Genomic DNA, 26,350 nt, shown 5'->3' with positions numbered 1-26,350 from the left:
GTTACTTGACAACATGAAATATTCAGAGGCATGGTTGTTTCAGGTACTGAAGTAAATGGAAAGGTCCTGGCATCATGATCAACCGCGAATGGCACCTCAACTCCCGCCCGGTGGGCGTACCCAAGCCCGAGGACTTCGCCCTGGTCGAAGCCGAGGTCCCGACCCCCGGTGAGGGCCAGGTGCTCGTCCGGAACAAGTACCTCTCGGTCGACCCCTACATGCGCGGCCGCATGAGCGCCGCGAAGTCGTACACCGCGCCCTTCGAGCTCGGCAAGGTCATGCAGGGCGGCGCGGTCGGCGAGGTCATCGAGTCGAACGTGGACGGCATCGCCGTCGGCGACCACGTCCTGCACTTCCTCGGCTGGCGCGAGTACGCGGCCGTCCGCGCCGAGAGCGCCGTCAAGGTGGACGCGGACGCCGCGCCGCTGTCGACGTACCTCGGCGTCCTCGGCATGACCGGCCTCACCGCCTACGCGGGTCTCCTGCGCACCGCCTCCTTCAAGGAGGGCGACTCGGTCTTCGTGTCCGGCGCCGCGGGTGCCGTCGGCGGCCAGGTCGGCCAGATCGCCAAGCTCAAGGGCGCCTCCCGGGTGATCGGCTCCGCCGGCTCCGACGACAAGGTGAAGCTGCTCGTCGAGGAGTACGGCTTCGACGCGGCCTTCAACTACAAGAACGGCAAGGTCGCCGACCAGCTGCGCGAGGCCGCCCCGGACGGTGTCGACGTCTACTTCGACAACGTCGGCGGTGACCACCTGGAGGCCGCCATCGGCTCCCTCAACGTGGGTGGCCGTATCGCGATCTGCGGCATGATCTCGGTCTACAACAACACCGAGGCCGCTCCCGGCCCGCGGAACCTCGCCCGTCTGATCCAGACCCGCGGCCGCATCGAGGGCCTCCTGGTCGGCGACCACTACGACCTTCAGCCGGAGTTCGTCTCCGAGGTCGGTCCGTGGGTGGCGTCCGGGCAGCTCAAGTACCGCGAGACGGTCGTCGAGGGCATCGAGAACAACCTGGAGGCGTTCCTCGGGGTCCTGCGGGGCGACAACACCGGGAAGATGATCGTCAAGCTGTAGTCGCGGGACCGACCGCGTGACGTACCCGGGTCGGAGCTCGTTGGCCGTGCACGGGCGGAGGCCGCACTCCTGGACGTGGGGTGCGGCCTCCGCTCCTGTCATACGGTGAGCGCCGCCTGGTGCACGGCCCTCACCAGCCGCTCGTTCTCCGGTGCCGCCCCTCCCGGGAACGCCATCCGGCGGCGGGTGTAGCCGTAGGCCAGACCGCTGCGGGGGTCGGCGAAGGCCTGGGAGCCACCCGCACCGCTGTGGCCGAAGGCGCCGGCGCCGAGGAACGGGTGCCACATGTCGGCCGTGGCCTGGAAGCCGAGGCCGTAGGACTTGTGGGCCCGGGCGACGAGGTCGTAGCCGACGGAGTGGATCTGGCCGACCTCGGCGATCGTGTCGGGCTTCAACAGCGGTGGACGGTCGGACCGTTCGCTGATCGCCGCGGCGTACATGCCGGCCAGGCCGCGGGCGGACGCCACTCCGCCCGCCGACGCCGGGCCCTTCGCGCGCACAGCACGGGAGTTGGCGTAGTCCACCAGATCGCCCGGTTCCGGCACCTGCTGGTTGAAGGCGATCGCGGTCAGGGTGTGCGGTGCGGTCGGTGCCGCGTCCAGCAGCGCCTGCTGTTCGGCCGTCGGGGTCATCGGCTGCGCGGAGCGGTACCGGGGTTCCAGCGAGGCGGGCAGGCCCAGGTGGAAGTCCAGTCCGTACGGGGCGCGGATCCGCTCCTCGTAGATCTCCTGGAGCGTACGGCCCGTCGCGCGCCGCACGATCTCGCCGCTGAGCGCCCCGATGACGAGCGCGTGATACCCGAAGGCCGTGCCCGGACGCCAGAACGGCTTCTGGTCCGCCAGCCGTTCCGCCATCGCCCGGTCGTCGGCCAGCTCCTGCGCGGTGAACCCGGCGTCCAGGCCGACCACCCCGGCCCGGTGCGACAGGAGCTCGCGCAGGGTGAGCTGGCCCTTGCCCTCGGCCCCGAACTCCGGCCAGTAGTAGGTGACTTTGCGGTCCGGCTCCAGCGTGCCCTCCTGGACGAGGAGCGCGACCACCAGATGGGCGGCACCCTTGGTCGACGAGAACACGCCGTAGAGGGAGTCGGGCCCGACCCCTTCACCGGCCCACAGGTCGACGACCTGCCGGCCATGGACGTACGCGCTCAACTGCCCCTCGTAGTCGGGCCGTTCGCGCGCCACGGACGCGGTGAACTCCTCGCGCACCGCCTCGAAGCCGTCCGCGACCGTGCCGTGGATCTCCTGCGTCATCCGCTCTCCTCAGCCGCTGCTCGTGTGTGCCATGGTGAACAATGCCCGTCCGACCTGGGCGAACTCCCTCTCCGGATGATCCCGGAAAAGGGACTCGCGGGTGGGGGTCTCGGGATCCGCAGTCGCGCTGTTCGGGGTCGGCAGCGGCACGCCGGCGAGGGCGGTGAGCAGGACGGCTCTCGTGATGTGCACGCATACCTCCTCCGGAGCTTCCTGAGATCGGTACGGCGAGATGTACCTGTTCGACTCAATCGCAACCGGAGGGAGTCGGGGACACGGATGCCCCGGATGGCGCATCCCCTGCCCACCGGACGGGGCATGCTGAAGGCAGCGGAAGCGGGCGGCGCGCGAGTCCCACAGGAGATGCCCATGGCAACGATCCCTTCGCTCCCCAGCAGGGACGACGTGCTGCGCATGGCACGGAGCACCACCGACATCACCGGCCAACTCCTCGACACGGCCTCAAACATCACCAGGATCGCGATCAACACCCTCGACCCGAGGGACGGTTCCGGCACCGAGGCGTTGCGCGTCCTGCGTGAGACGACGGCGGAACTGGCCGAGGCGAGCGCGTCCCCGCAGGCCCAGGAGGCGTTCTACCGGATCGTCGACACCCTCACCCGGCTCGGTACCGCGGGCGCCCCGCTGGCCGTGCATCCGGTGAGCGAACCGGCGCAGGCGCTCCTCGCGGCGCTCGGCGACAGCCTGCTGCCCGTCCTGGACGCGGTGGAGCCGGCGGTCGAGGAGTTCGCGACGGCGCTCGGCGACCTGGTGGAGGCGGCCTCGCCGCTGCTCCCCGTGGCGGCGGGCGTGGCCGCGGGCATGCTGCTGGCCCTGACCCCGCTGATCCGGGCGGCGGCCGACGTACTGCGTGACTCGACGCCCGAACTCCGCCGTGTCGCCGACGCGTTGACGGCCGCGGCGGCCCCGTTGATGCCCCTCCAGGTGGCCCTGGCCGAGCGGGCGGCCGCCGCCGGTGCCGGGGTCGTACGCGCGACGCTCCCGCCCCTCGCCGACCTGACGGACGCGGCGGCGGCGACCGCGAAGGCGGCCCGGCCGGTGCTGATCGCAGGCGAGGAACTTTTCGTGACCGGCCTGGAACGCCTCCAGCCCGCGCTGACGGCCGCCGCCTCGCGTACCGGCAGTGTGGCCCGGGCGGTGGCGGTCAGGGTGTCCGCGGCGGTGTCCCCGGCGGCGCAGCAGGGGATGGTGGTGGCCGTGTCCCCGGCGTGAGCGGCACCCGATAGGGTTCCGGCCATGCGTGATCTCGGGACGGGCTTCCACTATCTCCTGAAGGGCCAGCGCTGGGTTGCCCGGCACGGCAAGCAGTACGGCTTCGGCCTGATCCCGGGTCTGGTCACCCTGGTGCTGTACGTGGCGGCCCTGGTCGCACTGGCCACCTGGGGCGAGGACTTCGTGTCCTGGGCGACGCCGTTCGCGGACGACTGGTCGAGCCCCTGGCAGGGCCTGTTCCGCGGCTTCCTCACGGTGGTCCTGTTCGCCCTCGCCCTGCTCCTCGCGGTGCTGACCTTCACAGCGGTCACCCTCCTCGTCGGCCAGCCCTTCTACGAGAACCTCTCCGAGAAGGTCGACCGGGACGTGTCCCCGGACGGCACGGCCCCCGAGTCCGGCCTCCCCCTCTGGCGCGAGCTGCTGATCTCGGCGCGGGACAGCCTCCGCGTCCTCGTCCGCGCCCTGCTGTGGGCCGTTCTGCTCTTCGCCCTGGGCTTCATCCCCTTCGTGGGCCAGACCGTGGTCCCGGTGATCGGCTTCTTCGTGACGGGCTTCTTCCTCACCGAGGAACTCACCGGGGTGGCCCTCCAGCGCCGAGGCGTCGAACTCCGCGCCCGCCTCGCCCTCCTGCGCTCCCGCAAGACCCTCATCTGGGGCTTCGGCACCCCCCTCGCCGTAGCATTCGTGGTCCCCTTCGTCGCGGTGTTCCTCATGCCGGGCGCGGTGGCGGGCGCCACGCTGATGGCGCGGGAACTGCTGGGGGAGGAGACCCGGGGCGACAACCAGGAGGACGGCGATGAGGAGACGGGTGTCCGGTCGGCCCGGGACCTGACGTGACGGTCCGCCCGGCGACCACCGCGGACGCGGACGCCGTCTTCCTGCTCCTGCGCGACTTCGCCACCACCCACCGCCCCGGCCAGGAGCGCTTCGCGGCCGTCACCTTCCCCCAGGTCCTGCGGGCCGCCGCCGAGAACCGTGCCGAGTTCCTGGTCGCCGAGCAGGAGACACGGATCGTCGGATACGCCTACGCGGCCAGGATGCCCACCCTGTTCGCGGGCGGCACCGTGCTCGAACTCCTGGAACTCGCCGTGGCCCCGTCGCGGCGCGGCCGGGGCACCGGCTCCCGGCTCGTCCGCGCGGTCCAGGCCCGTGCGCGGCAGGCGGGCGACGTGGAGGTCACCGTACCGACGCGCAGGGCCGCCGACTTCTACCGCCGCCTGGACTTCACGGAGACGGCGGCCCTCCTGAAGTGGCCCACCCGCTCCGAAAGCCCTACGCCCCCGCCGCCACCACCAGAATCGCCCGCACCTGCGCGATGATGTCCAGCCGGTTCCGCACGAAGTCGGGATCGGTGACCTCGGTGGTGTTCCCGGTCCCGAACTGCAGCACAGGCGTGTGCACATGGCCGCCCGGCAGGGTGTCGTGCAGCCCCAGCCGGTCCCGGAGCAGCGTGGCCCGGTAGGCGATCTCGTTGGAGAGGTAGTCGCCGCCGCCTCCGGCCCGGGCCGCCGATCCCGGGGTGGGGCCGTCCGCCCGCACCACGGGCTCCGTCCCGCCCGCCGGGATCTCGGTCACAGCGGTGTGGTCGTAGACCGGGAAGCGCCCGGTGTCCGCGTCCACGATCGCCTTGTACGGCAGCGTCGTCGTGGTCCACTGCGGCTGCGAGGCCGGATCGGCGACCGGGACCGTCCCCGTCACCCCGACGGTGTCGTTGTCCGGGAACCCGCCCCGCCAGGCCCCGTTGGTGCGCTCGACGTCGAACCGCCCCACCCGCCCCTGGCTCACGGTGGTGAAGAGGTCCACCTTCTTCAGATACGGCCGCAGCGCCCGCTCCACGGTCCCTTCCGTGAAGTCCTGCCACCGCACCGGGAAGACGACGGTCTCCACCCGCGCCGGCCCGTCGGCCGTCCGGATCACCGTTCCGTCCAGCGCCAGCGCGGTCGCCCCGGACGGATTGGAGATCCGTATGTCCCGGTCGAGCGTGAACGGGTCGAACCCGGTGACGAGCACCCGCTTCAGCCGCTCGCCGCCCGGATACCGCACGGCGGTCTGCCCCCGCGAGGTCCGCTCCAACTCACCCAGCAGGGCGTCCCGTTGCCTGTCCGACAGCCCGAACGCCGGTTCCCAGGTCCGCACTTCACGGGTCATCCCCAACCGGGCCCAGTACAACGGCCGGTCGTCGTCCCGGCTGAGGTCCCCGCCGGCCGGCCCCCGCCCCTGCGCCCGGTCGACGGCCCGCCGCCACAACGCGGACCCCTGCCCCACGACCACCTTCCGCGCCTCGGCGTAGGAACGCGTCGCCCCGAGCGCCCGCGTGAAGCGGAGCGGCACTGCGTCGAACCCGGACCGCTCCAGGATCTCCCGCGGCACCGCCCCGTCCAGCCGCTGCTCCTCCACCGTGGGCGAGGGCGCGGTCTCCGCCACCGCTGGGCTCGCGGGGACCGCCAGACCCGCCAGAACGGTCAGTCCAAGGATGCCGATCCGAACACGTAGGGATATCAAGGGAGTTCAGGTCCTTCCGTCGCTGTGGGGCGCGCGTGGTACCGGACGACGGCAGTATCGCGTGACGGAAGTGGTCTACGCCATGGGGAGCCCGGCCGGAGCGGTCGCCGGGGGATACTGCCGTGCATGAAGGCAGCCAATCTGGGCGTTCTCTTCCTCATCGAGCTGGGCGCCCTGGCGGGAGCCGCGTGGTGGGGCTTCACTCGTGACGTGGCGACCCCCGTGGCCTGGCTGCTCGGCCTCGCCGCACCCGGGCTGCTCATCGCCCTGTGGGCCCTGTTCGGGGCCCGGAAGGCGCGGCACAGGATGCACGGCGTCGCCCGGTTCGGCTTCGAGGCGCTGTGGTTCGGAGCCGGAGTGCTCGCACTGCTGGCCGTCGGGGACACCGCCGGGGCGGTCACGCTGGCCGGCCTCGTCGTGGTCGGCAAGTCGCTGGCGGCGGTCTGGGGACAGTGACCGGCCGGGCCGGGCCGGTCAGGTCACCGGCTCGCCCAGCAGTGTGAGGAAGTCCCGGAACGCCCCCGGCATGTCCACCGACTCCGGGTCCAGCAGCCACTGGTACTGGAGTCCGTCCATCACGGCGACCAGCAGCGGCGCGGTCCGCTCCGGAGTGAGGCCGTTCGGGAGCCGTTCGCCGTACTCGGAGCGCAGGGCCGTCACCATCGACGCACGCACCCTGGTGTAGCGGCCGGTGAAGTACTCCCGCGTGGGATGCCCCTCCGTCACGCTCTCGCCGAGCAGCGCCGAGAAGGTCTGGATGATGCCGGGCCGCATGGCGTTGTACTCGACGAGGGAGGCGAGCAGATCGACCCGCCAGCTGCCGTCCGGCAGGGCGTCCCACTTGTCCCGCTCCTTGAGCACCGCGACCAGCAGCGCGTCCTTGGTGGGGAAGTGGTGCAGCAGGCCCTGCTGGGTCAGCCCGACCCGCTCGGCCACCGCGGCCAGGCTCGCGCCCCGGTAGCCGCGCTCGGCGATGACCTCCAGGGCCGCCCGGACGATCTCCGCCCGGCGCTCCTCGCTTCTGGTCCTGGCGTTCATGGCGTCACCGTACGGCATGCCGACCACCCTAATATAACGACAGGGTAACGAAACCTACCGTTCACCAGGTAATCCATGCACGATGTCGGGGACGGACGGACTTCAACGAGGAGGCACCGCCATGGCGGCACCCGAGGCACCCGAGGCAGCCGAAGGACCCGGGGGGACCACCCCCGCCGACCTGGCCCGCGAGGCGGCCGTCGAGGCGGCCCTGGGCCGGCTCGGCCTGGACGCCAAGGCCCGGCTGCTGGCCGGCCAGGACATGTGGACGCTGCCCGCGCTCCCCGACATCGGCCTGGCCTCCCTCGTCATGTCCGACGGCCCGATCGGCGTCCGGGGTGTGCGCTGGAGCGCCGACGACCCGTCGATCGCCCTGCCCTCCCCGACCGCCCTCGCCGCCACCTGGGACCCCGAACTAGCCCGCAGGGCAGGCGTACTGCTCGCCCAGGAGGCCCGCCGCAAGGGCGTGCACGTGCTGCTCGCCCCCACCGTCAACCTCCACCGCTCCCCGCTGGGCGGCCGCCACTTCGAGGCCTACAGCGAGGACCCGTACCTGACGGGACGGATCGGCGCCGGGTACGTGCGGGGCGTACAGGAGGGCGGCGTCGGCACCACCGTCAAGCACTTCGTCGCCAACGACGCCGAGACGGACCGCTTCACGGTGAACAACCTGGTCTCCGAACGCGCCCTGCGCGAGCTGTATTTGGCCCCCTTCGAGCACATCGTCGAGAACGCCCACCCGTGGGGCATCATGACCGCGTACAACACGGTCAACGGCACGACGATGACCGAGCACCACCACCTCGTGAACGAGGTCCTGCGCGGCGAATGGGGCTTCGACGGCTACAACGTCTCCGACTGGATGGCCGCCCGCTCCACGAAGGACGCCATCGAGGGCGGTCTCGACGTCGCCATGCCCGGCCCGACCACCGTCTACGGCGAGGCCCTCGCGCAGGCCGTGCGGGACGGCCGCGTCGAGGAGGCCACGGTCGACACCGCCGTACGCAACGTGCTGCGGCTCGCCGCCCGCGTCGGCATCCTGGACGGCGCCGAACCCGTCGTCACCGAACTCCCCGGGACCGTCGACGGCATCGAGCTGGCCCACGAGATCGCCCGCCGCTCCTTCGTGCTGGTCCGCAACGAGGGCGCGCTTCCGCTGAGGACGGGCACCGTCGCCCTCAGCGGCGCCGCCGCCCGCGACGCCCGGGTCCTCGGCGGCGGCTCCGCCACCGTCTTCCCGGACCGCATCGTCTCCCCGCTCGACGGCCTCACCGCGGCCCTCCCCGACGGCACCGTCAGCTACGCCGTCGGCGCCGACCCCAGCACCGAACTGGCCGTCGCCGACAAGGGGTTCACCCTCGAAGCGGTCTGCCGCGACGCCGACGGCACCGTGATCGCCACCCGCTCCGCCCCGAGCGGACAGATCCAGTGGATGGGCTCGGACCTCCCCGAGGGCGTCACCCACGACCGTCTGCACACCGTGGAACTCACCGGCGCCTTCACCCCCCGCGAGACCGGCACGCACACCTTCGGCATCAAGGGCCTCGGCGCCTTCACGCTGGTCGTCGACGGCACCACGTACTACGACGACGTCCAGCGCACCGACAAGGACGACCCCTTCGTCTCCTTCTTCGGCGCCCCCGAGCCCCGCGCCCACGTCGAACTGACCGCGGGCGAGCCGGTCGACGTGTCCCTGACGTACACCGTCGTCCTGCCCGAGAACGTCCCGATGAAGGTCGTCGGGTTCTCCCTCGCCCACCGGGACCCGCAGCGCGACCCCGACGAGTTGATCGCCGAGGCCGTCGAGGCGGCGCGGAACGCCGACACGGCCGTCGTCGTGGTCGCCACCACCGACCGCGTCGAGTCCGAGGGCTTCGACCGCCGGGACCTGACCCTCCCGGGCCGCCAGGACGACCTGGTCCGCGCGGTCGCCGCCGCCAATCCGAACACCGTCGTGGTCGTCAACTCCGGTTCCCCGGTGGAACTGCCCTGGCGCGAGGACGTCGCCGCCGTCCTGCTCGGCTGGTTCCCCGGCCAGGAGGGCGGCGCCGCCCTCGCCGACGTGCTGACCGGCCTCCACGAGCCCGGCGGCCGGCTGCCCACCACCTGGGGCACCCTGGCCGACGCCCCCGTCACCCGGGTCGCCCCCTCCGATGGTGAACTCCCCTACGACGAGGGCGTGTTCATCGGGTACGCGGCCTGGGAGAAGGAGGGCCGCACCCCGGCCTACCCCTTCGGCCACGGCCTCGGCTACACCGACTGGACCTACGAGTCCGTCGAGGTCCAGGGCGCCACCGTCCGGGTCCGGCTGCGCAACTCGGGCACCCGCCCCGGCCGCGAGGTCGTCCAGGTCTACCTGGCACCCGCCGAGCCCGACGCCGAGCGCCCCGCCCGCCGGCTCGCCGGATTCGCCGGAGCCGAGGCCGGCCCGGGGGAGAGCGTCGAGGTCACCGTGCGGCTGCCGCGCAGGGCCTTCGAGATCTGGGACGACAAGACCTCGACGTGGTCGCATGTGAAGGGTTCGTACGAAATCCAGGTGGGTAGCTCGATCGAGGACCGCCGGGTCACCGCGACGATTAACGTCTGATCCCAGGGGGCACAGCCCCCGCACAAGCAGCCCCGGCCCGGGACCTGACCCCTGGGCCGGGGCTCGTCTCTGTCTACCGGCTCGTGAATCCGTAGACCGTCTCCGAGCGGTAGGTCTCTCCCGGCCGCAGCACCGTGCTCGGGAACTCCGGCCGGTTCGGGGAGTCGGGGAAGTGCTGGGTCTCCAGCGCGATGCCGTCGCCGGGTGCGAAGGGCTCCGGCAGATGGTCCGCGGTGTACAGCTGCAGCCCCGGCTCGGTGGTCGCCACCGTCAGCACCCGGCCGGACGCGGGGTCGTACAACTCGGCGACCTCTTCGGCCTGTTCGCTGATCCCCTTGTCGAGCACGAAGTTGTGGTCGTAGTCCGCGCCGACCTTGCGCGCCTCGCGGAAGTCGAACCGGGTGTCCGCCACCTCCGCGACGCCCGTCGGGATCAGATCCGCGTCGACGGGGGTGAACCGCGAGGCGGCGATGCGCAGTTCGTGCCCGCCCGCGTTCCCGGAACCGGCCAGGTTGAAGTAGCTGTGGTTGGTCAGGTTCACGATGGTCGGCGCGTCGGTGACCGCCTCGTACGCGATCCGCAGCGCCCCCGACCCGTCCAGGCTGTAGGTCGCGGAGACCTCAAGGCGTCCCGGGAACCCCTCTTCGCCGTGCGGGCTGACCCGGCTCAGCCGCACCCCGTGCTCCCCGGCGGGCGCCATTTCCCACACCCGCTTGTCGAAGCCGTTCTCGCCCCCGTGCAGGGAGTTGGGTGCGTTGTTGGGCGCGAGGGCGTACGTCAGCCCGTCCAGCTCGAAGCGGCCGCCCGCGATCCGGTTCGCGTACCGGCCGACGAACGCCCCGAGATACGGCCCCGAGTGCTCCAGATACCCGTCCAGGCCGGCGAACCCCAGCACCACGTCCGCCGTACGCCCGTCCCGGTCCGGCACCTCGACGGACTGCACGATCCCGCCGTACGACAGGATCCGCACCCGGACGCCCGCGCGCTCCAGGGTCCGGCGGTGGACCGGCGTGCCGTCGGGAAGTGTGGCGAAGAGTTCGTTCATGTGCGGAACTTTAGGTCACGGACCTGACCTTGCGGTATGCGATCTCCGCCAGCCGTGCCTGACCGTCCACACTCGGATGGAACCAGTCCCAGTGGCTGAGCTGGTCGGTGCCGAACCGGTAGGCGTACACCGCGCCCCCGTCGTACCGGCAGTGCGCGTCCTGCGCGCACACCTCCTTCAGCACGGCGTTGTACTCCTGCACCCGCTTCTGCACGGTGTCGCGCCGCTCGGTCGCCGCCGCGTCCACGGCATCCGCGTCGGCCAGCATCGACGGACACACCCCCAGCTTCCACACCTGCTTGCCCATCGGGTTGGTGCGCCCCTGGGACCACAGCCGCTTGAGGTTCGGCACGCTCGCCACGTACACCTGCGCCTTGGGCGCCTTCCCGCGCAGCACGCTCAGCGCGTCCTCGAAGTCGGCACGGAAGCCGGCCACCGACGTCATCGCCGCCGTGGAGTCGCGGCAGGCGTCGTTGGCGCCCGCCATCACCGTCACCAGCTCCGGCGCCCGGGTGGCCGCCTGGGCCATCTGCGTGGACAGGTCGGCCATCCGCGACCCGGACACCGCGTAGTTCCAGCTGTGCCCGGCCGCCTTCGCCTTCCCCAGCAGCCGCACCGCGAGCGAGTCGACCTGCGCGCTGCTCCCGGTCGCCCAGGACACGTCGGGGCAGTCCGTCAGGATGCCGCACGCGTCGAAGCCACGGGTGATGGAGTCGCCCACGGCGGCCACCGACCCGGGGCTGCTGTCCCACGCCGGGGAGGGCTTCGGTGAGGGCTTGGCCTTCTGGGTGGGGCCCGCGGAGTCGCCCCCGACGGCATCACACCCCGCGACGCCCACAAGTGCCGCCGTCAGGACGGCGACAACGGCCCGTGAGCGGTGGCCCTGCTTGCGCATCCCTTGGTGCTCCCCTCGTGAATACGGTGGTCCTCTCATCACAACGCACGGGAGTTCCCGCGGCCGGGAGGGAACGGCCGGGACCCCTGCCAGCGTCCTGCCGGGTGAATGGCGGGCGTTTCGGGGCACTGGGACCGACGGTACGTCACACTCCTTGCGCCGCCGCACGGTAGCCTCGCCATCAACGTGGCTGCCTGGCATCGCCGCCATGCCGGCCAGCAAGACTTGTCCCGCTCTGCCCGGAGGTCCCGGTGACGACACGTGGAGTTCTGTACGTGCACTCCGCGCCGCGCGCGCTGTGCCCGCACGTCGAGTGGGCCGTCGCCGGGGTGCTCGGCACACGCGTCAACCTCGACTGGATCCGGCAGCCGGCCGCGCCCGGCACCTGGCGCTCGGAGTTCTCCTGGAGGGCCGAGGCGGGCACCGCGTCGAAGCTCGCGTCGGCCCTGAGAGGCTGGCAACTCCTGCGCTTCGAGGTGACGGCCGAGCCCTGCTCCACCGCCGAGGGCGAGCGCTACAGCTGCACCCCCGACCTCGGCATCTTCCACGCCGTCACCGGCATCCACGGCGACATCCTGATCCCGGAGGACCGCCTGCGCGCCGCCCTCACCCGCTCCCAGCGAGGCGAGACGGACCTGGAGGCGGAACTGGCCAGGCTGCTGGGCAAGCCCTGGGACGACGAGCTGGAACCGTTCAGGTACGCCGGTGAGGGAGCACCGGTCCGCTGGTTGCACCAGGTCGTCTGAGGCTTCCGTACATGTGAAGGGCCCCCACCGACCGGTGGGGGCCCTTCACGTTGCGCGGTGACGGTTCTCAGATCGTGCGGAACGCCAGCACCACGTTGTGCCCACCGAACCCGAACGAGTCGTTCAGGGCGGCGATACGGCCCTCGACGGGCAGCTTGCGGGCCTCACCGCGGACGACGTCGGCGTTGGCCTCCGCCTCCGGGTCGAGGTTCTCGATGTTGATGGTGGGCGGAGCGATCCGGTTGTACAGCGCGAGAACCGTCGCGACCGTCTCCACGCCGCCCGCGCCACCCAGCAGGTGACCCGTCATCGACTTGGTGGCCGAGACCGCCATGTGGTCGGCGTCGTCGCCGAACACCTTCCGCAGCGCCTTCAGTTCGGCGATGTCACCGGCCGGCGTCGACGTGGCGTGCGCGTTGACGTGGACGATCTCCGCCGGGTTCAGGTCGGTGCTGTCCAGCAGGTTCTGCAGGGCCTGCGAGATTCCGCGGCCCTCGGGCTCCGGCTGCACGATGTCGTGGCCGTCGGCGGAGATGCCCTGCCCGACCGCCTCGGCGTACACCCGCGCACCGCGCTTGGCGGCGTGCTCGGCGGACTCCAGGACGACGACGCCGGCGCCCTCGCCGAGGACGAAACCGTCACGGCCGATGTCGTACGGACGCGAGGCGCCCTGGGGGTTCTCGTTGTTCTTGGACATCGCCATCATGTTGCCGAACGCGGCGATGGGCAGCGGGTGGATCGCCGCCTCCGTGCCCCCCGCGACGACGATGTCGGCGCGGCCGGTACGGATCATCTCGATGGCGTAGCCGATGGCCTCGGCGCCCGAGGCGCAGGCGGAGACCGGGGTGTGCACGCCCGCGCGGGCGCCGACGAGCAGCCCCACGTTGGCGGACGGGCCGTTGGGCATCAGCATCGGCACGGTGTGCGGGGAGACGCGGCGGACGCCCTTCTCCTTGAGCACGTCGTACTGGTCGAGGAGGGTCGTCACACCGCCGATGCCGGAGGCGATGACGGTACCGAGCCGGTCGGGGTCGACCCCGCCGACCGAGCCGTCCTCACCTGCCCTGCCCTCGAATCCGGCGTCGGCCCAGGCCTCCTTGGCCGCGATCAGCGCGAACTGCGCCGAGCGGTCCAGGCGGCGGGCCTGCGGACGGGGAATGACCTCGGTGGGTTCCACCGCGATCTGTGCGGCGATGCGGACCGCCTGCTCGGCGGCCCACTCCTGTTCCAGGGGCTTGACGCCGGACTTGCCGGCGACGAGGCCCTCCCAGGTTGAGGCTACGTCGCCACCCAGCGGTGTGGTTGCGCCGATACCGGTGACGACCACGGTGCGATTGGTCGGGCTCACGGGAAATCTTTCTCCAACGGTACGAGGATTAAGCGGCGCCACCGCCGGGTGGCGGGGCCGGTCAGCGTCCGGCCCAAGCAGTGGCTCAGGCCTGGTGCTTGAGGATGTAGCTGGTCGCGTCGCCGACCGTCTTGAGGTTCTTGACGTCGTCGTCCGGGATCTTGACGTCGAAGCGCTCTTCGGCGGCGACGACGACCTCGACCATGGACAGCGAGTCGACGTCCAGGTCGTCGGTGAAGGACTTGTCCAGCTGGACGTCCTCAACCGGGATGCCGGCGATCTCGTTCACGATGTCTGCGAGACCGGCGACGATCTCTTCCTGAGTGGCGGCCATTTGGCGCTCCTTCTTTTTCTTTTCCAGAGGGTTGGCAGTGCTTCCCGAGCCGGACCGGGTGATCCGGCACGGAGTGCCTAGGGGAGGGTAACGACAGTGGCGGCGTACACGAGACCCGCCCCGAATCCGATGACGAGCGCGGTGTCGCCGCTCTTCGCCTCACCGGTCGCCAGAAGCCGCTCCATGGCGAGCGGAATCGAGGCGGCCGACGTGTTGCCGGTGGTGCGCACGTCACGTGCGACCGTGACGTGCTCCGGCAGTTTGAGCGTCTTCACCATCGAGTCGATGATCCGCTCGTTGGCCTGGTGGGGAATGAAGACATCCAGTTCGTCCGGGGTGATCCCGGCCGCTTCCAGCGCCTGCTGGGCGACCTTCGCCATCTCGAACACGGCCCAGCGGAACACCGCCTGGCCCTCCTGCGTGATCGCAGGGAACTTGCCGGAACTGTCGTACTCGTTCCACGGTACGGTCTGCTTGATGGTGTCCGACTTGTCGCCCTCGGAGCCCCACACGGTCGGACCGATGTGCGGTTCCTGGGAGGGGCCCACGACGACCGCGCCCGCGCCGTCACCGAAGAGGAAGGCCGTCGCGCGGTCCTCCAGGTCGGTCAGGTCGGACAGCCGCTCGACGCCGATGACGAGGACGTACTCCGCCGAACCGTCGACGATCATGCCCCTGGCGAGGGTCAGACCGTAGCCGAAGCCCGCGCAGCCCGCCGAGATGTCGAAGGCGGCGGCCTTGTTCGTGCCGAGCTTGTCGGCGATCTCGGTCGCGACGGCCGGGGTCTGCTTGAAGTGCGAGACCGTGGAGACGATCACGCCGCCGATCTGCTCGGCGGAGATCCCGGCGTCCGCGATCGCCTTGCCGGACGCCTCGATCGACATCGCAGCCACGGTCTCCTCGTCGGAGGCCCAGTGCCGGGTCTGGATGCCGGAGCGCGAGCGGATCCACTCGTCGGACGAGTCGATCGTCTCGAGGATCACCTCGTTCGGCACGACCCGGGTGGGGCGGTAGCCGCCGACACCGAGGATGCGCGCGTACGGAGCGCCCTTGCTGGGCTTGATCTTCGACATTGCTCTCGGCTCCTGTTCAGGCACTGTGCTCGGCGATGAGCTCGCGAGCAGCGTCGAGGTCGTCGGGGGTCTTCAGGGCCAGCGTCCTGACGCCGGGCAGTGCGCGCTTGGCGAGGCCGACCAGCGTGCCGCCGGGGGAGACCTCGATGAACGCGGTGGCGCCGAGCTCCTTGAACGTCTCCATGCACAGGTCCCAGCGCACCGGGTTGGCGACCTGGCCGACAAGGCGCTCCAGCACCTCGGCGCCGGTGCCGACGGCCTTGCCGTCCTTGTTCGAGACGTACGTCACGGCCGGGTCGGCCGGTGCCAGGTCGGCGGCGGCCTTGGCCAGAGTGTCGACCGCGGGGGTCATGTGGCGCGTGTGGAAAGCGCCGGCGACCTTCAGCGGGACGACCTTGCGGACACCCTCGGGCTTGTCCTCGTTCAGCACGGCGAGCTGCTCCAGCGTGCCCGCGGCGACGATCTGCCCCGCGCCGTTGACGTTCGCCGCGGTCAGGCCGAGCTTCGCCAGGTGCGCGACGGAGACCTCCGGGTCGCCGCCGAGCAGCGCCGACATACCGGTCTCGGTGATCGCGGCGGCGTCGGCCATGGCCAGACCCCGCTTGCGTACGAGACTGAGGGCGGCGGTGTCGTCCAGGACGCCCGCGAAGGCGGCTGCGGTGATCTCGCCGACACTGTGCCCGGCGACCGCGCCGGGGGCGATGTCCGCGACGGCGCCGAGTGCCGAGGCGGACAGGATTCCGGCCGCGACCAGCAGCGGCTGAGCCACCGAGGTGTCGCGGATGGCGTCCGCGTCGGCCTGCGTGCCGTAGTGGACGAGGTCCAGTCCGATGGCGTCGGACCACGCGGCGACGCGGTCCGCGGCACCGGGGAGTTCGAGCCAGGGGGTCAGGAAGCCGGGCGTCTGGGCGCCCTGGCCGGGAGCGACGAGTACGAGCACTCTCACACTCTCTCTTGTGGGCGGCCCTAGCCGCCCGTGGGGACAGGGACGAAGAACGAGAGGGGGTTTTGTGGACCCCCGACAAAATCCTAGGCCTGGAGATCCCCGTCGGCCAGACGCCCCAGGATGAGCGCGATCCGCAGGGTGAACGCAGACCGTACATCGGAGGGCGACCAGCCGGTGACGTCAGTCACACGTCGAAGCCGGTAGCGCACGGTATTGGGATGCACGAAGAGCATCCGGGCCGCCCCCTCCAGACTGGACGCCTGTTCGAGATAGACGGAGAGAGTCTCCAGGAGCGCGGAACCGGCCTCCTCAAGTGGTCTGTAGATCTCCTCCACCAACTGATCGCGCGCACTCGGATCCCCGGCCATCGCACGCTCCGGAAGCAGGTCGTCCGCCAGGACCGGGCGCGGGGCGTCCTCCCAGGCGCTGCACGCCTTGAGCCCGGCGGCGGCGGCCTGCGCGGAGCGGGTCGCGGCCAGCAGGTCGGGTACGACGGGTCCCGCGACGACGGGCCCGGCCGCATAGGGCCCGATCAGCGACTTGGCCACGGCGAGAGGGTTGTCGCTGCCGCCCGCGATGACGACGAGCCGGGTCCCGAGCACCCCGGTGAGGACCTGGAGCTTGGCGTGCCGGGCGGCCCGCCGGATGGCCTCCACGGTGAGCTCGGAGTCGCCGTCCGGGGCGGTCCCGAGGATGACGCACACATGTTCGGGGGCGTTCCATCCGAGCGCGGCGGCCCTGCTCACGGCACCCTCGTCGGCCTCCCCGCTCAGCACCGCGTTGACGACCAGCGACTCCAGGCGGGCGTCCCAGGCACCGCGTGCCTCGGCGGCCTGGGCGTAGACCTGCGCCGTGGCGAAGGCGATCTCCCGGGCGTAGACGAGCAGGGCCTCCCGGAGCACGGACTCGTCACCGGGGGCGGCGACCTCGTCGATCGCGCTCTCCATGACCTCGATGGTCGTCCTGACCATCTCCACGGTCTGGCGGAGCGTGATGGCGCGGGTCAGCTCACGTGGAGCGGTCCCGAAGACGTCGGTGGAGATGGCCTGCGGGGCGTCGGGATACCGGAACCACTCGGTGAAGGCCGCGATGCCGGCCTGGGCGACCAGCCCGATCCAGGAACGGTTCTCCGGAGGCATGGCCCGGTACCACGACAGCGTCTCGTCCATGCGCGCGATGGCCTGCTGCGCGAGAGACCCGGACGACTTCTCCAGCCGCTTCAGGGTCGCGGCGTGGGCATGGGCGCCGGGCGCTGCCGGATCGGACTTGCGGGATACGGATTCGGGCACATGGACAAGACTGCCTCATCGGAGCGCCGGCGCGCGCCGCCGGGTACCGACTACGGCACCCGGGGCGGCCCGTCCCGGGGCTACCGTGGTGCCGTGACGGACGTACGGCGCGCGACGGAGCGCTACCTTGGCGGGGATCCCGGAGCCGGGATCGAGTCGTGGCACGCCTTCTCCTTCGGGCCGCACTACGACCCGGACAACCTCCGCTTCGGCGCGCTGATCGCCTGCAACGAGGAGCGGCTCCTGCCCGGGGCCTGCTTCGACGAGCATCCGCACAGCCACACCGAGATCGTCACGTGGGTGGTCGAGGGCCGACTGACCCACCGCGACTCCACCGGGCACGAGACGGTGGTCCACGCCGGAGACGTCCAGCGGCTGAGCGCCGCCGCGGGCGTCCGGCACGTCGAGCGCAACGACGCCGAGACCCCGCTGACCTTCGTGCAGACCTGGCTGGCGCCCCTGGAGCCCGGCGGCGAGCCCTCGTACGAGATCGTCCGCGGGATCGCCGACTCGACGCCGTACGCGATCCCGGCGGCGGGCGCGATGCTCCATGTGCGGCGGCTGGCGGCGGGGGAGCGGACCGCGGTGCCCGACGGGCGGTACGTCTACGTCCATGTCGTACGCGGTGAAGTGCAGCTGGACAGGCAGAAGTTGGGGCCCGGCGACGCGGCCCGGGTCACCGACGCGAAGGACCTGGACGCGGTGGCCGTGAGCCGGGCCGAGCTGCTGGTGTGGGAGATGTCCTAGAGATCCGCGAGCACCGCGTCGGTGAACGCCGGCCACGTCTCGACGGCCCACGGTCCGAAGGCGCGGTCCGTCAGGGCCACGCAGGCCACCCCGGCGTCCGGGTCGATCCACAGGAACGTGCCGGACTGGCCGAAGTGCCCGAAGGTGCGCGGCGAGGACGAAGAGCCCGTCCAGTGAGGGGACTTGGAGTCCCGGATCTCGAAGCCGAGGCCCCAGTCGTTGGGGTTCTGGTGGCCGTAGCCGGGGAGCACGCCCTTGGTGCCCGGGTACTGGACCGTCATCGCCTCCGCGACCGTGCGCGGGTCCAGCAGTCGCGGTGCCTGCACCTCCGCCGCGAAGCGGAGCAGGTCCTCGACCGTCGAGGCGCCGTCCTTGGCGGGGGAGCCCTCAAGGGTCGTCGAGGTCATCCCGAGCGGTTCGAGGACCGCCTGCCGCAGGTACTCGGCGAAGGGGATGTCCGTCGCCTTCGCGAGGTGGTCGCCGAGCTGCTCGAAGCCCGCGTTCGAGTACAGCCGACGCTCCCCGGGCGGGGCGGTCACGCGGTGCTCGTCGAAGGCCAGCCCCGAGGTGTGCGCGAGGAGATGACGCACCGTCGACCCGCTCGGCCCGGCCGGCTCGTCGAACTCGATGGCCCCCTCCTCGTACGCGACCAGGGCGGCGTACGCCGCGAGCGGCTTGGTGACCGAGGCCAGCGGGAAGCGCCGGTCGACCGGGCCACGGGTGCCGAGGACCGTACCGTCGGCCCGCACCACCCCCGCCGCGACGGTGGGAACCGGCCAGTTCTCGATCAACGCGAGGCTCTGCAAGGACATGCCGTCGAGCCTAAGCCGCTCAGAGCGTCAGCATCATCGTGGGGTCCGGCTTGTGGACGAACCCGAGAGCGGCGTAGAGCGGCTCGGCCTGCGGGGACGCGGTCAGCATGACCTGACCGGCACCCCGCTCACGGAACCACGCCAGCAGTTCGTCCATGCACGCGTGCGCGTACCCGCGCCGGCGGGCGTCCGGGTCGGTGGCGACGCTGAACACGTACCCGGACAGCCCGTGCGGGCTGCTCGCCTTCCCGATGCGGTAGTCGACCGTCCCGGCCACCAGCGCGGCCAGCGCCCCGGGCCGCTCCGGGTGGTCGACGACGAAGGCCGCGAAATCGCCGTCGGCGTCACCCAGCCGCTCACACAGGGACGGCAGGGCCTCCGTGTGCCACGCTGTGGACACGTCCCCGCCGGGCAGCGCGTCGATCATCACCTGGCGCAAACGCAGTACTTCTTCGGCGTCCTCGGTCGTGGCACGGCGTACGAGACTCATGTCCCGCACGCTAACCATGCGAGCCGCGCGCCGTCCTGTGGATTTCTTACCGGTTCCGCTTGCTTCGAGTGCACTCCAAGGTCATAGCGTTGGGGTCATGACGGTGATGGAGACCACGGGTACCAGGACCGACAGCTGCGCGGCGCCGCCGCACCCCCACCGGCGCCCGGCGGGCGAGGACAGCTACACGATCAGCGAGGTCGTCGCCTTCACCGGCCTGACCGCGCACACCCTGCGCTGGTACGAGCGCATCGGCCTGATGCCGCACATCGACCGCTCGCACACCGGCCAGCGCCGCTACAGCAACCGCGACCTGGACTGGCTCGACTTCGTCGGCAAGCTCCGGCTCACCGGCATGCCGGTCGCCGACATGGTGCGCTACGCGGAACTGGTGCGGGAGGGCGAGCAGACCTTCGGCGACCGTTTCAAGCTGCTGGAGACGACCCGCCGGGACGTACTGGCCCGGATCGCGGAACTCCAGGACACCCTCGCCGTGCTCGACCACAAGATCGGTTTCTACGCCGAGGCCGGCAGCGCCGACCGGGAGAAGGAGAAGGCAGGATGACGAACGGCAGGATCCCCACCGCACGACTGGGCGAGAGGGGCCCGGAGGTCGGAGTCCAGGGCCTCGGCTGCATGGGCATGAGCTTCGCCTACGGCCCCGTGGACGCAGATGCGTCCCGGGCCACCCTGGAGCGGGCCCTGGAGCTCGGCGTCACGCTCTACGACACGGCGGACGCCTACGGCCAGGGGGAGAACGAGAAGTTCCTGTCCCCGTTCTTCAAGGCCCACCGCGACGAGGTCGTGATCGCCACCAAGTTCGCCCTGGCGATACCCCCGGACGACCCGACCCGGCGGATCATCCGCAACGACCCGCCGTACATCCGCCAGGCCGTCGAGGCGAGCCTGAAGCGCCTGGACGTCGACGCGATCGACCTCTACTACATGCACCGGCGCGATGTGAACGTGCCGATCGAGGACTCCGTCGGCACCATGGCCGAGCTGGTGCGCGAGGGCAAGGTCAAGCACCTGGGCCTGAGCGAGGTCACCGCGGCGGAGCTGCGTGCCGCCCAGGCCGTCCACCCCATCGCCGCCGTGCAGTCGGAGTGGTCCCTGTTCAGCCGTGACATCGAGGCCCAGGTGGTCCCGGCGACCCGTGAACTGGGCGTGGCACTCGTCCCGTACTCCCCGCTCGGCCGTGGCTTCCTCACCGGGTCCTTCACCGACGCCGACAAGGAACTCACCGCCGACGACTTCCGCCGCCGGCAGCCCCGCTTCACGGGCGGCAACGCGACGGCGAACGCGGCCCTGCTGGAGCCGATCCGCACGGTGGCCGAGGCCCACGGGGTCTCCCTCGCGCAGATCGCCCTGGCCTGGGTCCAGCAGCAGGCATCGGTGCACGGCCTGACCGTCGTCCCGATCCCGGGTACCCGCAAGCCGGGCCGGGTGGAGGAGAACACGGCGGCGACGGGCATCGAACTCACCAAGGAGCAGCTGGAGCTGCTGGAGCCGATCGCGGCACAGGTGGCCGGCGACCGGTACGCGGACATGCGGTTCTCCTCGGCGGGCCGGGAATGAGCTAGAGCTCCGCCAGCAACTCCGCCTTCTTCACGGAGAACTCCTCGTCGGTGACCAGCCCGGCCTGGTGCAGCTCCCCGAGATGACGGATCCGCTCGGCGATGTCCGCGGGGTCCCGGCGTGGCACGCTCGCCGCCGGGACCGCTGCCGCAGGCCCCCGCTGCCGTACGGCCGCCAGGACCGCCGCCGCGAACGGCAACGACTCGTGCACGGGCCCGTACCCCAGCCCGAACACCACCGCCGCCGGATCCTGGTCCGCCTGCGCGGGCCCCTGTTCCGCGCGCAGCAGCCGCAGATGCCCTTCGAGCACCTCCGGCGAACGCCACTCCACCCCGCTCAGCTCGGACACCTGGAAGCTCTGGTCGCCGGCCTTCCACTTCGCCGACGACGCTCCCGTCCAGAACCAGCGGAAGTGCACGGTCCGGCCGTCGAAGGACGCCTTCCCGTCATAGGCCTTGAACTGCAACGGCACCTCGGGGGCCGGTACCAGGAACCGCTCGGCGGGCTCGTCGTCCTCTTTGAGCAGCGCGCGCAGCTCGTCCGCGTAGTACTCGGCGAGCGTCTCCTTGTCGGCCGGCAGCACCAGCCGGTACGGATCGCACCCTTCCTTCAGCTGCCCCGCCGCCGCCTCCATGAGCGGGTCCGCCCCGGGCCGCGGCTCGGCGTGCAGGACCACCGTGCCCCGCTTCCCGGGAGTCAGCGTCACCCCGGAGATCGCCTCCAGGGGAATCCGTCGCTCTCCCAGTGCCTGGAAGAGCTTCGGTGTTCGAATCCCCCGTTCGTAGCGGATGAGCACGGAGTCGGACTCGAACTCCCAGGCGGCATGAAATCCGGCCAGTACGTCACCCATGCGGGTCATCGTATTCGGCACGAGCTCCTTCGTCCCCTCCTCGCGCAGACCGCAGTTCCTGCAGTCTCTACGCGCGTCCGGCCGTGGCCGTGCCGGACAAACCGGCGCGACAGGCTTCGTCCTCGTGGGCGCACCGCACCGAGCGGTACGCGCCAATGCCGATCTCGGCGAAGTTGAGCAGGCTCTCCGTTCCGGGTTCGAAGTAACCGGCGTGCCCGTCGGCACCCCGTGCGGACAACACGCGCGCACCGAACGCGGAGGACACCGGGTCGGCCCCGTGGCCGAACCCGCCGACCTCCAGGTACGGCACGTCCTGGATCCAGTCGTCGGTGTCCCGCATCGCCCACACCTGAGCGGAGGTGCGCAGGTGGGAGGCGTTCGCGACGCGCATCCCGGGGCTGCCGGCCACCGCGATGTCGGCCACCCTGCGGGGCAGCGTGTGCGCGGCCACTCCGCACACCACGGAGCCGTAGCTGTGGCAGAACAGGGAGACCGGCGAGGTGCCGGGCAGCGCGCGCACCAGTGCGTTCAGGCGGACGGCGCCGCCCTCGGCGCGCATCGCGGTGGCCGAGTCGATGCCGAGCCCGGCGGGTGCCGTGTAGTCGGCCCAGGCGATCACCGCCGTCCGCGTGGCGGGACTCGCCTCGCGCTCGGCCCGGTACAGGGCCTTGGCCATGCCGACGGGGGCGGAGTAACTGCGGTTGCTGCGCTGGAAGGTGAGCAGATCGGTGTCGACGCCGGGCACGACGACGGAGATCCGCTCCGCCGTGCGCAGGTCGCCGAAGACCTCGGCGACCCGGCCGGAGCCGTCCGGGTCGAAGGCGAGGATGTGACGCTCCGGGGCCGTCAGCGACTCGAAGCGGTGCATACGGCGGCCCGCCTCCTGCTGGCCCTCGGGCGTGAGCAGGGGGTTGTGCATACGGGTGCGCTCGACGCCTCGGGCCTTCAGGAGCGCGAGGCGGTTGGCCTGGTAGCGCAGTCCGACGGGGGCGCCGTTCATGTTGCCGACCGCGAGCGGGTAGCGCTGGGCGAGACGGACCCGGTCCGGCGAGGTGAGCGACGCGAAGAACCGGGTGAGCTGCGCGGGGGAGGCGGTGTCCGGATCCGGCAGCAGGTTTCCGTGGAGGTGGCCGTGCGCCCAGGATTCGAGGGAGGCCTGCAGCGGTGTGGCCTCCCTCTGGTTGCGCAGCGCGGTCCAGCCCGTGGTCGCCAGCATCACGAACACCACGGCCAGCGCGAGCAGTGCGCGCCAGACGTTGAGTTGCGGGGAGGTGTCGAAGGAAGTCACTGAAAGGACACACTAGGAGAACGAGACGGTCTCGGGTTAATCGAGTGACGGGGATCACGTATTGGTGTAGGGGGGCCACTTGCCGGTCAGTGCGGGACCCAGCAGTTCGAGATACGAGACCGTCAGCTCGCGCATCGCCTCCAGGCTGACGTCACCGTCCGCCAGCCACTGGCGCTCCGTGACCCGCATGACACCGCTGAAGACGGCCACCAGCAGCCTGGGCCGCGGGTCGGTGCTCCCGTCGAGGCCCTCGCGTTCGGCGAGCACGCGCGTGAGGACCTCCTCGGTCTCCGCGGAGCGCCGCAGATGGGCGGCGAGCAGTACGGGCGTCGACTCGATCACCCGGTACATGCCAAGGAACCGCTCCACGGGCACGACCGCGTCGACGACCTCGTGCAGGGTGCCCCAGCCCTCCAGTACGGCCTGGCGCAGCGCCTCCAGCGGAGGCTCGTGCGCGGGGCGCGCGCGTACGCCGTCGACGAAGTGCGCCACCGTCATCTCGTGGAGAGCGAGCGCCGCCTCCTCCTTGCCGGCGAAGTAGCGGAAGAAGGTGCGCTGCGAGACCCCGACCTCGTCGGCGATGTCGTCGACGGTCGTCTGCTCGTAGCCCCGCTCGGTGAACAGCTCGACGGCGACCCGCAGCAGCGATTCGCGGGTGCGCTGTTTCTTGCGTTCGCGCAGAGTTTCCATTGGTGTCAGTTACCGACTTGTGAATTGGTTTGTCAATTGTCAGTGGCTGTCACTAGCCTCGAACGCATGACTAGTCAGACCACCATCGACCCGACGGGACCGGGGGACAGGGCGTCACAGTCCCCGTCGGACCAGCCGCCCGCCACCGGGCTGCGCGGCCATCCCTGGCTCACCCTCCTGACCGTGGCCGTCGGAGTCATGATGGTGGCCCTCGACGGCACCATCGTGGCCATCGCCAACCCGGCCATCCAGTCGGACCTGAAGGCGAGCTTCGCGGACGTCCAGTGGATCACCAACGGCTACTTCCTCGCCCTGGCGGTCGCCCTGATCACCGCGGGCAAGCTCGGTGACCGCTTCGGCCACCGCCAGACCTTCCTGATCGGTGTCGTCGGCTTCGCCGCCGCCTCGGGCGCGATCGGCATGTCCAGCAGCATCTCCGCGGTCGTCACCTTCCGCGTCTTCCAGGGACTGTTCGGCGCCCTGCTGATGCCGGCCGCGCTCGGCCTGCTGCGGGCCACCTTCCCGGCCGAGAAGCTCAACATGGCCATCGGCATCTGGGGCATGGTCATCGGCGCCTCCACCGCCGGCGGCCCGATCCTCGGCGGCGTCCTCGTCGAGCACGTCAACTGGCAGTCGGTGTTCTTCATCAACGTGCCGGTCGGCGTCCTCGCCCTCGTCCTCGGCGTGCTGATCCTGCTCGACCACCGCGCCGAGAACGCCCCGCGCTCCTTCGACATCCTGGGCATAGCCCTGCTGTCCGCCGCCATGTTCTGCCTGGTCTGGGCGCTCATCAAGGCCCCGACCTGGGGCTGGGGGGACGGACTGACCTGGACCTTCATCGCCGTGTCCGCCGTGGGCTTCGTGCTGTTCGCCCGCTGGGAGACCAGGGTCAAGGAACCGCTGATCCCGCTGGCGCTCTTCCGTTCCGTCGCGCTGTCGGCGGGCGTGGTCCTCATGGTCCTCATGGCGATCGCGTTCATGGGCGGCCTGTTCTTCGTGACCTTCTATCTCCAGAACGTGCACGGTATGAGCCCGATCGACGCCGGTCTCCACCTGCTCCCGCTCACCGGGATGATGATCGTCGGCTCCCCGCTCGCGGGCGCGATGATCACCAAGCTCGGCCCGCGCATCCCCCTGGCCGGCGGCATGGCGTCCGTCGCGATCGCCATGTTCGGGATGTCCACGCTGGAGACGGACACCGGCAGCGCCACCATGTCGCTCTGGTTCGCCCTGCTCGGCCTCGGCCTCGCGCCCGTCATGGTCGGCGCCACCGAGGTCATCGTCGGCAACGCCCCCATGGAGCTCTCCGGTGTGGCCGGCGGTCTCCAGCAGGCCGCGATGCAGATCGGCGGCAGCCTCGGTACGGCCGTCCTCGGCGCGGTGATGGCCTCCAAGGTCGACGGCGACCTCGCGGCCAACTGGAAGGACGCCGGCCTCCCGGCACTCACCCCGGCCCAGCTCGACCAGGCCTCCGAAGCGGTCCAGGTCGGCGTGGCGCCGGTGGCCAAGGGCACCCCGGAGGCGATCGTCGCGAAGATCACCGACGTCGCCCACGACACCTTCATCTCCGGCATGAGCCTCGCGTCCCTGGTCGCCGCCGGCGTCGCCGTGGTCGCCGTCTTCGTCGCCCTGCTCACCAAGCGCGGTGAGAACGCCGAGGCGGGCGCGGGCGTCGGCCACATCTGACGAACCCGCAGGTCACGCTTGACGGAGCGTCAGCGTTCTTCCCCTATCAGGATGACGAGGCTAAAGATTTCTCGCCTCCGGCACGCGCCGCAGGTCACAGTAAGTCAAGTCCTCCGCACGGCACGCTCGTGGAACGCGGAGGGCGGACGGCGCTGCGGCGCGCTGCCGGAGGGGGGCGGCGCGCCGCAAGGCCGGAGGATTATCGGCCGTGGCGGGGGTACCCGATTCATTGAACCCGAGACCAACCCAACCAACCAAGGGCGTCAGGGAGTTGATGATGGCGGGCTTCGGACACGGAACGCGCAGGTACCCCCGATCAAGTGGCCGGACGAGGTCACGGAGCGGGCCGGATCGCGCGACGCTCGGAATCATCGGAGTCATCTGCGCGATCGCGGGATTCTTCGTGCTGGGGATCATCCTCGGCCCGGTCGCGATCGTCTGCGGCTGGCTTGCAATGGGCCGCACCTGGTCGGGCGGCAACCGCGCCTGGCCGGCCCTGGTCGCCTTCGTGCTGGGCGCCATCGACACGCTCCTGGCGATCATCTGGCTCGTCGGAGCGGCCACCCCGGGCAGCGGGTTGTTCTGACCCGGGGCGCGTGAGGGAAGGGTCCCCGGTGGGACGACCGGGGGCCCGCCCGCATGCCACGAGCGAGCCGGCACCGACGCGGGGCGCCCGCCGCAGGCCTTCGATCTGCGGCCGCGAAGTCGTTGCCCAGCCTCGGAGAGAATCCGCACACCGACCCGCGACCTCGACGCCCTCGCGCACTGCTCGACGGAGTGCGCGGGGCCGTGTCCTCGGAGTTGTCGCTGGGCCCTCCACGGGAGGTCGTGCGCGGGCCGCGGCCCCGGA

At 71.1% G+C, this 26,350-nt stretch carries 28 protein-coding genes; 12 read left to right on the top strand and 16 right to left on the bottom strand.

All coding sequences use genetic code 11. The annotated features are described in order from the left end of the window. Positions 1–74 precede the first annotated feature (74 nt). Positions 75–1,073, top strand: coding sequence for an NADP-dependent oxidoreductase (locus OHT57_RS15400; RefSeq protein ID WP_328746973.1), 999 nt, complete (start codon positions 75–77; stop codon positions 1,071–1,073). Between the two features lie 98 nt (positions 1,074–1,171). Here OHT57_RS15400 and OHT57_RS15395 read toward each other — a convergent pair whose 3' ends face one another. Together OHT57_RS15395 and OHT57_RS15390 are read right to left on the bottom strand one after the other, a co-directional pair. Continuing rightward, positions 1,172–2,323 (bottom strand): serine hydrolase domain-containing protein, encoded by a 1,152-nt coding sequence (locus OHT57_RS15395; RefSeq protein WP_328746972.1) that lies wholly within the window; start codon positions 2,321–2,323, stop codon positions 1,172–1,174. A 9-nt stretch (positions 2,324–2,332) separates the two neighbouring features. After that, positions 2,333–2,515: a hypothetical protein gene (locus OHT57_RS15390; RefSeq protein ID WP_328746971.1), complete on the bottom strand. Its 183-nt coding sequence runs from the start codon at positions 2,513–2,515 to the stop codon at positions 2,333–2,335. Positions 2,516–2,692: 177 nt separating this feature from the next. On the opposite strand from OHT57_RS15390, the gene OHT57_RS15385 reads away from it, so the two are divergent. The 3 genes from OHT57_RS15385 to OHT57_RS15375 are packed head-to-tail and all read left to right on the top strand — an operon-like array spanning position 2,693 to position 4,875. Then, positions 2,693–3,556, top strand: a complete 864-nt coding sequence (locus OHT57_RS15385; RefSeq protein WP_328746970.1) for a hypothetical protein — start codon at positions 2,693–2,695, stop codon at positions 3,554–3,556. 24 nt (positions 3,557–3,580) lie between these two features. After that, positions 3,581–4,393, top strand: a complete 813-nt coding sequence (locus tag OHT57_RS15380; RefSeq protein WP_328746969.1) for an EI24 domain-containing protein — start codon at positions 3,581–3,583, stop codon at positions 4,391–4,393. Beyond that, complete coding sequence (locus OHT57_RS15375) at positions 4,390–4,875, top strand: GNAT family N-acetyltransferase (RefSeq protein ID WP_328746968.1); 486 nt, start codon at positions 4,390–4,392, stop codon at positions 4,873–4,875. The genes OHT57_RS15380 and OHT57_RS15375 overlap by 4 nt, the downstream gene beginning before the upstream one ends. Here the strand turns inward: OHT57_RS15375 and OHT57_RS15370 are convergent. Continuing rightward, on the bottom strand, positions 4,829–6,058 hold the full coding sequence (locus tag OHT57_RS15370) for a pyroglutamyl peptidase (RefSeq protein WP_328746967.1): 1,230 nt from the start codon (positions 6,056–6,058) through the stop codon (positions 4,829–4,831). The genes OHT57_RS15375 and OHT57_RS15370 overlap by 47 nt on opposite strands. A gap of 126 nt (positions 6,059–6,184) precedes the next feature. On the opposite strand from OHT57_RS15370, the gene OHT57_RS15365 reads away from it, so the two are divergent. Then, positions 6,185–6,514, top strand: a complete 330-nt coding sequence (locus OHT57_RS15365; RefSeq protein WP_328746966.1) for a YrdB family protein — start codon at positions 6,185–6,187, stop codon at positions 6,512–6,514. A gap of 18 nt (positions 6,515–6,532) precedes the next feature. Here the strand turns inward: OHT57_RS15365 and OHT57_RS15360 are convergent, their stop codons facing one another. Beyond that, positions 6,533–7,114, bottom strand: a complete 582-nt coding sequence (locus tag OHT57_RS15360; RefSeq protein ID WP_328746965.1) for a TetR/AcrR family transcriptional regulator — start codon at positions 7,112–7,114, stop codon at positions 6,533–6,535. Between the two features lie 103 nt (positions 7,115–7,217). On the opposite strand from OHT57_RS15360, the gene OHT57_RS15355 reads away from it, so the two are divergent. Beyond that, positions 7,218–9,683 (top strand): glycoside hydrolase family 3 protein, encoded by a 2,466-nt coding sequence (locus tag OHT57_RS15355; protein WP_328746963.1) that lies wholly within the window; start codon positions 7,218–7,220, stop codon positions 9,681–9,683. A gap of 73 nt (positions 9,684–9,756) precedes the next feature. On the opposite strand, the gene OHT57_RS15350 is transcribed toward OHT57_RS15355, so the two are convergent. Beyond that, on the bottom strand, positions 9,757–10,728 hold the full coding sequence (locus OHT57_RS15350) for an aldose epimerase family protein (protein WP_328746962.1): 972 nt from the start codon (positions 10,726–10,728) through the stop codon (positions 9,757–9,759). A gap of 10 nt (positions 10,729–10,738) precedes the next feature. Next, positions 10,739–11,623: an SGNH/GDSL hydrolase family protein gene (locus OHT57_RS15345; RefSeq protein ID WP_328746961.1), complete on the bottom strand. Its 885-nt coding sequence runs from the start codon at positions 11,621–11,623 to the stop codon at positions 10,739–10,741. Between the two features lie 251 nt (positions 11,624–11,874). On the opposite strand from OHT57_RS15345, the gene OHT57_RS15340 reads away from it, so the two are divergent. Next, positions 11,875–12,369: a DUF3145 domain-containing protein gene (locus tag OHT57_RS15340; RefSeq protein ID WP_328746960.1), complete on the top strand. Its 495-nt coding sequence runs from the start codon at positions 11,875–11,877 to the stop codon at positions 12,367–12,369. A gap of 67 nt (positions 12,370–12,436) precedes the next feature. On the opposite strand, the gene OHT57_RS15335 is transcribed toward OHT57_RS15340, so the two are convergent. From OHT57_RS15335 to OHT57_RS15315, 5 genes are all read right to left on the bottom strand, one after another. Next, positions 12,437–13,717 (bottom strand): beta-ketoacyl-[acyl-carrier-protein] synthase family protein, encoded by a 1,281-nt coding sequence (locus OHT57_RS15335; RefSeq protein ID WP_328746959.1) that lies wholly within the window; start codon positions 13,715–13,717, stop codon positions 12,437–12,439. A gap of 85 nt (positions 13,718–13,802) precedes the next feature. Next, positions 13,803–14,051: an acyl carrier protein gene (locus OHT57_RS15330; protein ID WP_062042561.1), complete on the bottom strand. Its 249-nt coding sequence runs from the start codon at positions 14,049–14,051 to the stop codon at positions 13,803–13,805. 77 nt (positions 14,052–14,128) lie between these two features. Next, positions 14,129–15,124 carry a ketoacyl-ACP synthase III gene (locus OHT57_RS15325; protein ID WP_328746958.1) on the bottom strand — a complete coding sequence of 332 codons (996 nt, stop codon included), beginning with the start codon at positions 15,122–15,124 and terminating at the stop codon, positions 14,129–14,131. 16 nt (positions 15,125–15,140) lie between these two features. After that, positions 15,141–16,064, bottom strand: a complete 924-nt coding sequence (locus tag OHT57_RS15320; protein ID WP_328746957.1) for an ACP S-malonyltransferase — start codon at positions 16,062–16,064, stop codon at positions 15,141–15,143. Positions 16,065–16,153: 89 nt separating this feature from the next. After that, on the bottom strand, positions 16,154–17,359 hold the full coding sequence (locus OHT57_RS15315; protein ID WP_328746956.1) for a PucR family transcriptional regulator: 1,206 nt from the start codon (positions 17,357–17,359) through the stop codon (positions 16,154–16,156). A gap of 93 nt (positions 17,360–17,452) precedes the next feature. Between OHT57_RS15315 and OHT57_RS15310 the strand changes: the two genes are divergently transcribed. Next, entirely contained in the window at positions 17,453–18,106 is a 654-nt protein-coding gene (locus OHT57_RS15310; RefSeq protein ID WP_328753208.1) for a pirin family protein, read from the top strand. On the opposite strand, the gene OHT57_RS15305 is transcribed toward OHT57_RS15310, so the two are convergent. Both OHT57_RS15305 and OHT57_RS15300 read right to left on the bottom strand, forming a co-directional pair. Continuing rightward, entirely contained in the window at positions 18,103–18,918 is an 816-nt protein-coding gene (locus OHT57_RS15305; protein ID WP_328746955.1) for a serine hydrolase domain-containing protein, read from the bottom strand. The genes OHT57_RS15310 and OHT57_RS15305 overlap by 4 nt on opposite strands. Positions 18,919–18,937: 19 nt before the next feature. Further along, positions 18,938–19,408 carry a GNAT family N-acetyltransferase gene (locus OHT57_RS15300; RefSeq protein WP_328746954.1) on the bottom strand — a complete coding sequence of 157 codons (471 nt, stop codon included), beginning with the start codon at positions 19,406–19,408 and terminating at the stop codon, positions 18,938–18,940. A 97-nt stretch (positions 19,409–19,505) separates the two neighbouring features. On the opposite strand from OHT57_RS15300, the gene OHT57_RS15295 reads away from it, so the two are divergent. Both OHT57_RS15295 and OHT57_RS15290 read left to right on the top strand, forming a co-directional pair. Continuing rightward, a complete protein-coding gene (locus OHT57_RS15295; protein WP_328746953.1) occupies positions 19,506–19,973 on the top strand; it encodes a MerR family transcriptional regulator in 468 nt (155 codons plus the stop codon). Next, positions 19,970–20,986, top strand: coding sequence for an aldo/keto reductase (locus OHT57_RS15290; protein ID WP_328746952.1), 1,017 nt, complete (start codon positions 19,970–19,972; stop codon positions 20,984–20,986). Before OHT57_RS15295 ends, OHT57_RS15290 begins: the two co-directional genes overlap by 4 nt. Before the next feature lies 1 nt (position 20,987). Here OHT57_RS15290 and OHT57_RS15285 read toward each other — a convergent pair whose 3' ends face one another. Genes OHT57_RS15285 through OHT57_RS15275 form a run of 3 tightly spaced genes read right to left on the bottom strand, consistent with a single transcriptional unit; the run spans position 20,988 to position 23,814 of the window. Continuing rightward, positions 20,988–21,845: a DUF4429 domain-containing protein gene (locus OHT57_RS15285; protein WP_328753207.1), complete on the bottom strand. Its 858-nt coding sequence runs from the start codon at positions 21,843–21,845 to the stop codon at positions 20,988–20,990. Positions 21,846–21,903: 58 nt separating this feature from the next. Continuing rightward, entirely contained in the window at positions 21,904–23,124 is a 1,221-nt protein-coding gene (locus OHT57_RS15280) for an alpha/beta hydrolase (RefSeq protein WP_328746951.1), read from the bottom strand. A gap of 54 nt (positions 23,125–23,178) precedes the next feature. Continuing rightward, positions 23,179–23,814 (bottom strand): TetR family transcriptional regulator, encoded by a 636-nt coding sequence (locus OHT57_RS15275; RefSeq protein WP_328746950.1) that lies wholly within the window; start codon positions 23,812–23,814, stop codon positions 23,179–23,181. A 66-nt stretch (positions 23,815–23,880) separates the two neighbouring features. Here OHT57_RS15275 and OHT57_RS15270 point away from each other — a divergent pair, with 66 nt between their 5' ends. Together OHT57_RS15270 and OHT57_RS15265 are read left to right on the top strand one after the other, a co-directional pair. After that, positions 23,881–25,500 carry an MFS transporter gene (locus OHT57_RS15270; RefSeq protein WP_328746949.1) on the top strand — a complete coding sequence of 540 codons (1,620 nt, stop codon included), beginning with the start codon at positions 23,881–23,883 and terminating at the stop codon, positions 25,498–25,500. Positions 25,501–25,774: 274 nt separating this feature from the next. Next, the gene (locus OHT57_RS15265; protein WP_328746948.1) at positions 25,775–26,086 is read left to right on the top strand and encodes a small hydrophobic protein; all 312 of its coding nucleotides are present in this window, start codon (positions 25,775–25,777) and stop codon (positions 26,084–26,086) included. The last annotated feature ends 264 nt before the right edge of the window (positions 26,087–26,350 follow it).

It is taken from the genome of Streptomyces sp. NBC_00285 (assembly GCF_036174265.1).
GTDB lineage: Bacteria > Actinomycetota > Actinomycetes > Streptomycetales > Streptomycetaceae > Streptomyces.
The sequence above is the reverse complement of the archived record's forward strand: the minus strand, read 5'-3'. Positions and strand labels throughout refer to the sequence as shown.

Excerpts from the sequence above, each read along its gene's own strand:
- OHT57_RS15275 (WP_328746950.1), bottom strand. The coding sequence starts at position 23,814 with ATGGAAACTCTGCGCGAACGCAAGAAACAGCGCACCCGCGAATCGCTG.
- OHT57_RS15360 (WP_328746965.1), bottom strand. The coding sequence starts at position 7,114 with ATGCCGTACGGTGACGCCATGAACGCCAGGACCAGAAGCGAGGAGCGC.
- OHT57_RS15395 (WP_328746972.1), bottom strand. The coding sequence starts at position 2,323 with ATGACGCAGGAGATCCACGGCACGGTCGCGGACGGCTTCGAGGCGGTG.
- OHT57_RS15365 (WP_328746966.1), top strand. The coding sequence starts at position 6,185 with ATGAAGGCAGCCAATCTGGGCGTTCTCTTCCTCATCGAGCTGGGCGCC.
- OHT57_RS15270 (WP_328746949.1), top strand. The coding sequence starts at position 23,881 with ATGACTAGTCAGACCACCATCGACCCGACGGGACCGGGGGACAGGGCG.
- OHT57_RS15345 (WP_328746961.1), bottom strand. The coding sequence starts at position 11,623 with ATGCGCAAGCAGGGCCACCGCTCACGGGCCGTTGTCGCCGTCCTGACG.
- OHT57_RS15290 (WP_328746952.1), top strand. The coding sequence starts at position 19,970 with ATGACGAACGGCAGGATCCCCACCGCACGACTGGGCGAGAGGGGCCCG.
- OHT57_RS15305 (WP_328746955.1), bottom strand. The coding sequence starts at position 18,918 with ATGTCCTTGCAGAGCCTCGCGTTGATCGAGAACTGGCCGGTTCCCACC.
- OHT57_RS15350 (WP_328746962.1), bottom strand. The coding sequence starts at position 10,728 with ATGAACGAACTCTTCGCCACACTTCCCGACGGCACGCCGGTCCACCGC.
- OHT57_RS15330 (WP_062042561.1), bottom strand. The coding sequence starts at position 14,051 with ATGGCCGCCACTCAGGAAGAGATCGTCGCCGGTCTCGCAGACATCGTG.
- OHT57_RS15265 (WP_328746948.1), top strand. The coding sequence starts at position 25,775 with ATGATGGCGGGCTTCGGACACGGAACGCGCAGGTACCCCCGATCAAGT.
- OHT57_RS15295 (WP_328746953.1), top strand. The coding sequence starts at position 19,506 with ATGACGGTGATGGAGACCACGGGTACCAGGACCGACAGCTGCGCGGCG.
- OHT57_RS15285 (WP_328753207.1), bottom strand. The coding sequence starts at position 21,845 with ATGACCCGCATGGGTGACGTACTGGCCGGATTTCATGCCGCCTGGGAG.
- OHT57_RS15385 (WP_328746970.1), top strand. The coding sequence starts at position 2,693 with ATGGCAACGATCCCTTCGCTCCCCAGCAGGGACGACGTGCTGCGCATG.
- OHT57_RS15325 (WP_328746958.1), bottom strand. The coding sequence starts at position 15,124 with ATGTCGAAGATCAAGCCCAGCAAGGGCGCTCCGTACGCGCGCATCCTC.
- OHT57_RS15400 (WP_328746973.1), top strand. The coding sequence starts at position 75 with ATGATCAACCGCGAATGGCACCTCAACTCCCGCCCGGTGGGCGTACCC.
- OHT57_RS15380 (WP_328746969.1), top strand. The coding sequence starts at position 3,581 with ATGCGTGATCTCGGGACGGGCTTCCACTATCTCCTGAAGGGCCAGCGC.
- OHT57_RS15300 (WP_328746954.1), bottom strand. The coding sequence starts at position 19,408 with ATGAGTCTCGTACGCCGTGCCACGACCGAGGACGCCGAAGAAGTACTG.
- OHT57_RS15355 (WP_328746963.1), top strand. The coding sequence starts at position 7,218 with ATGGCGGCACCCGAGGCACCCGAGGCAGCCGAAGGACCCGGGGGGACC.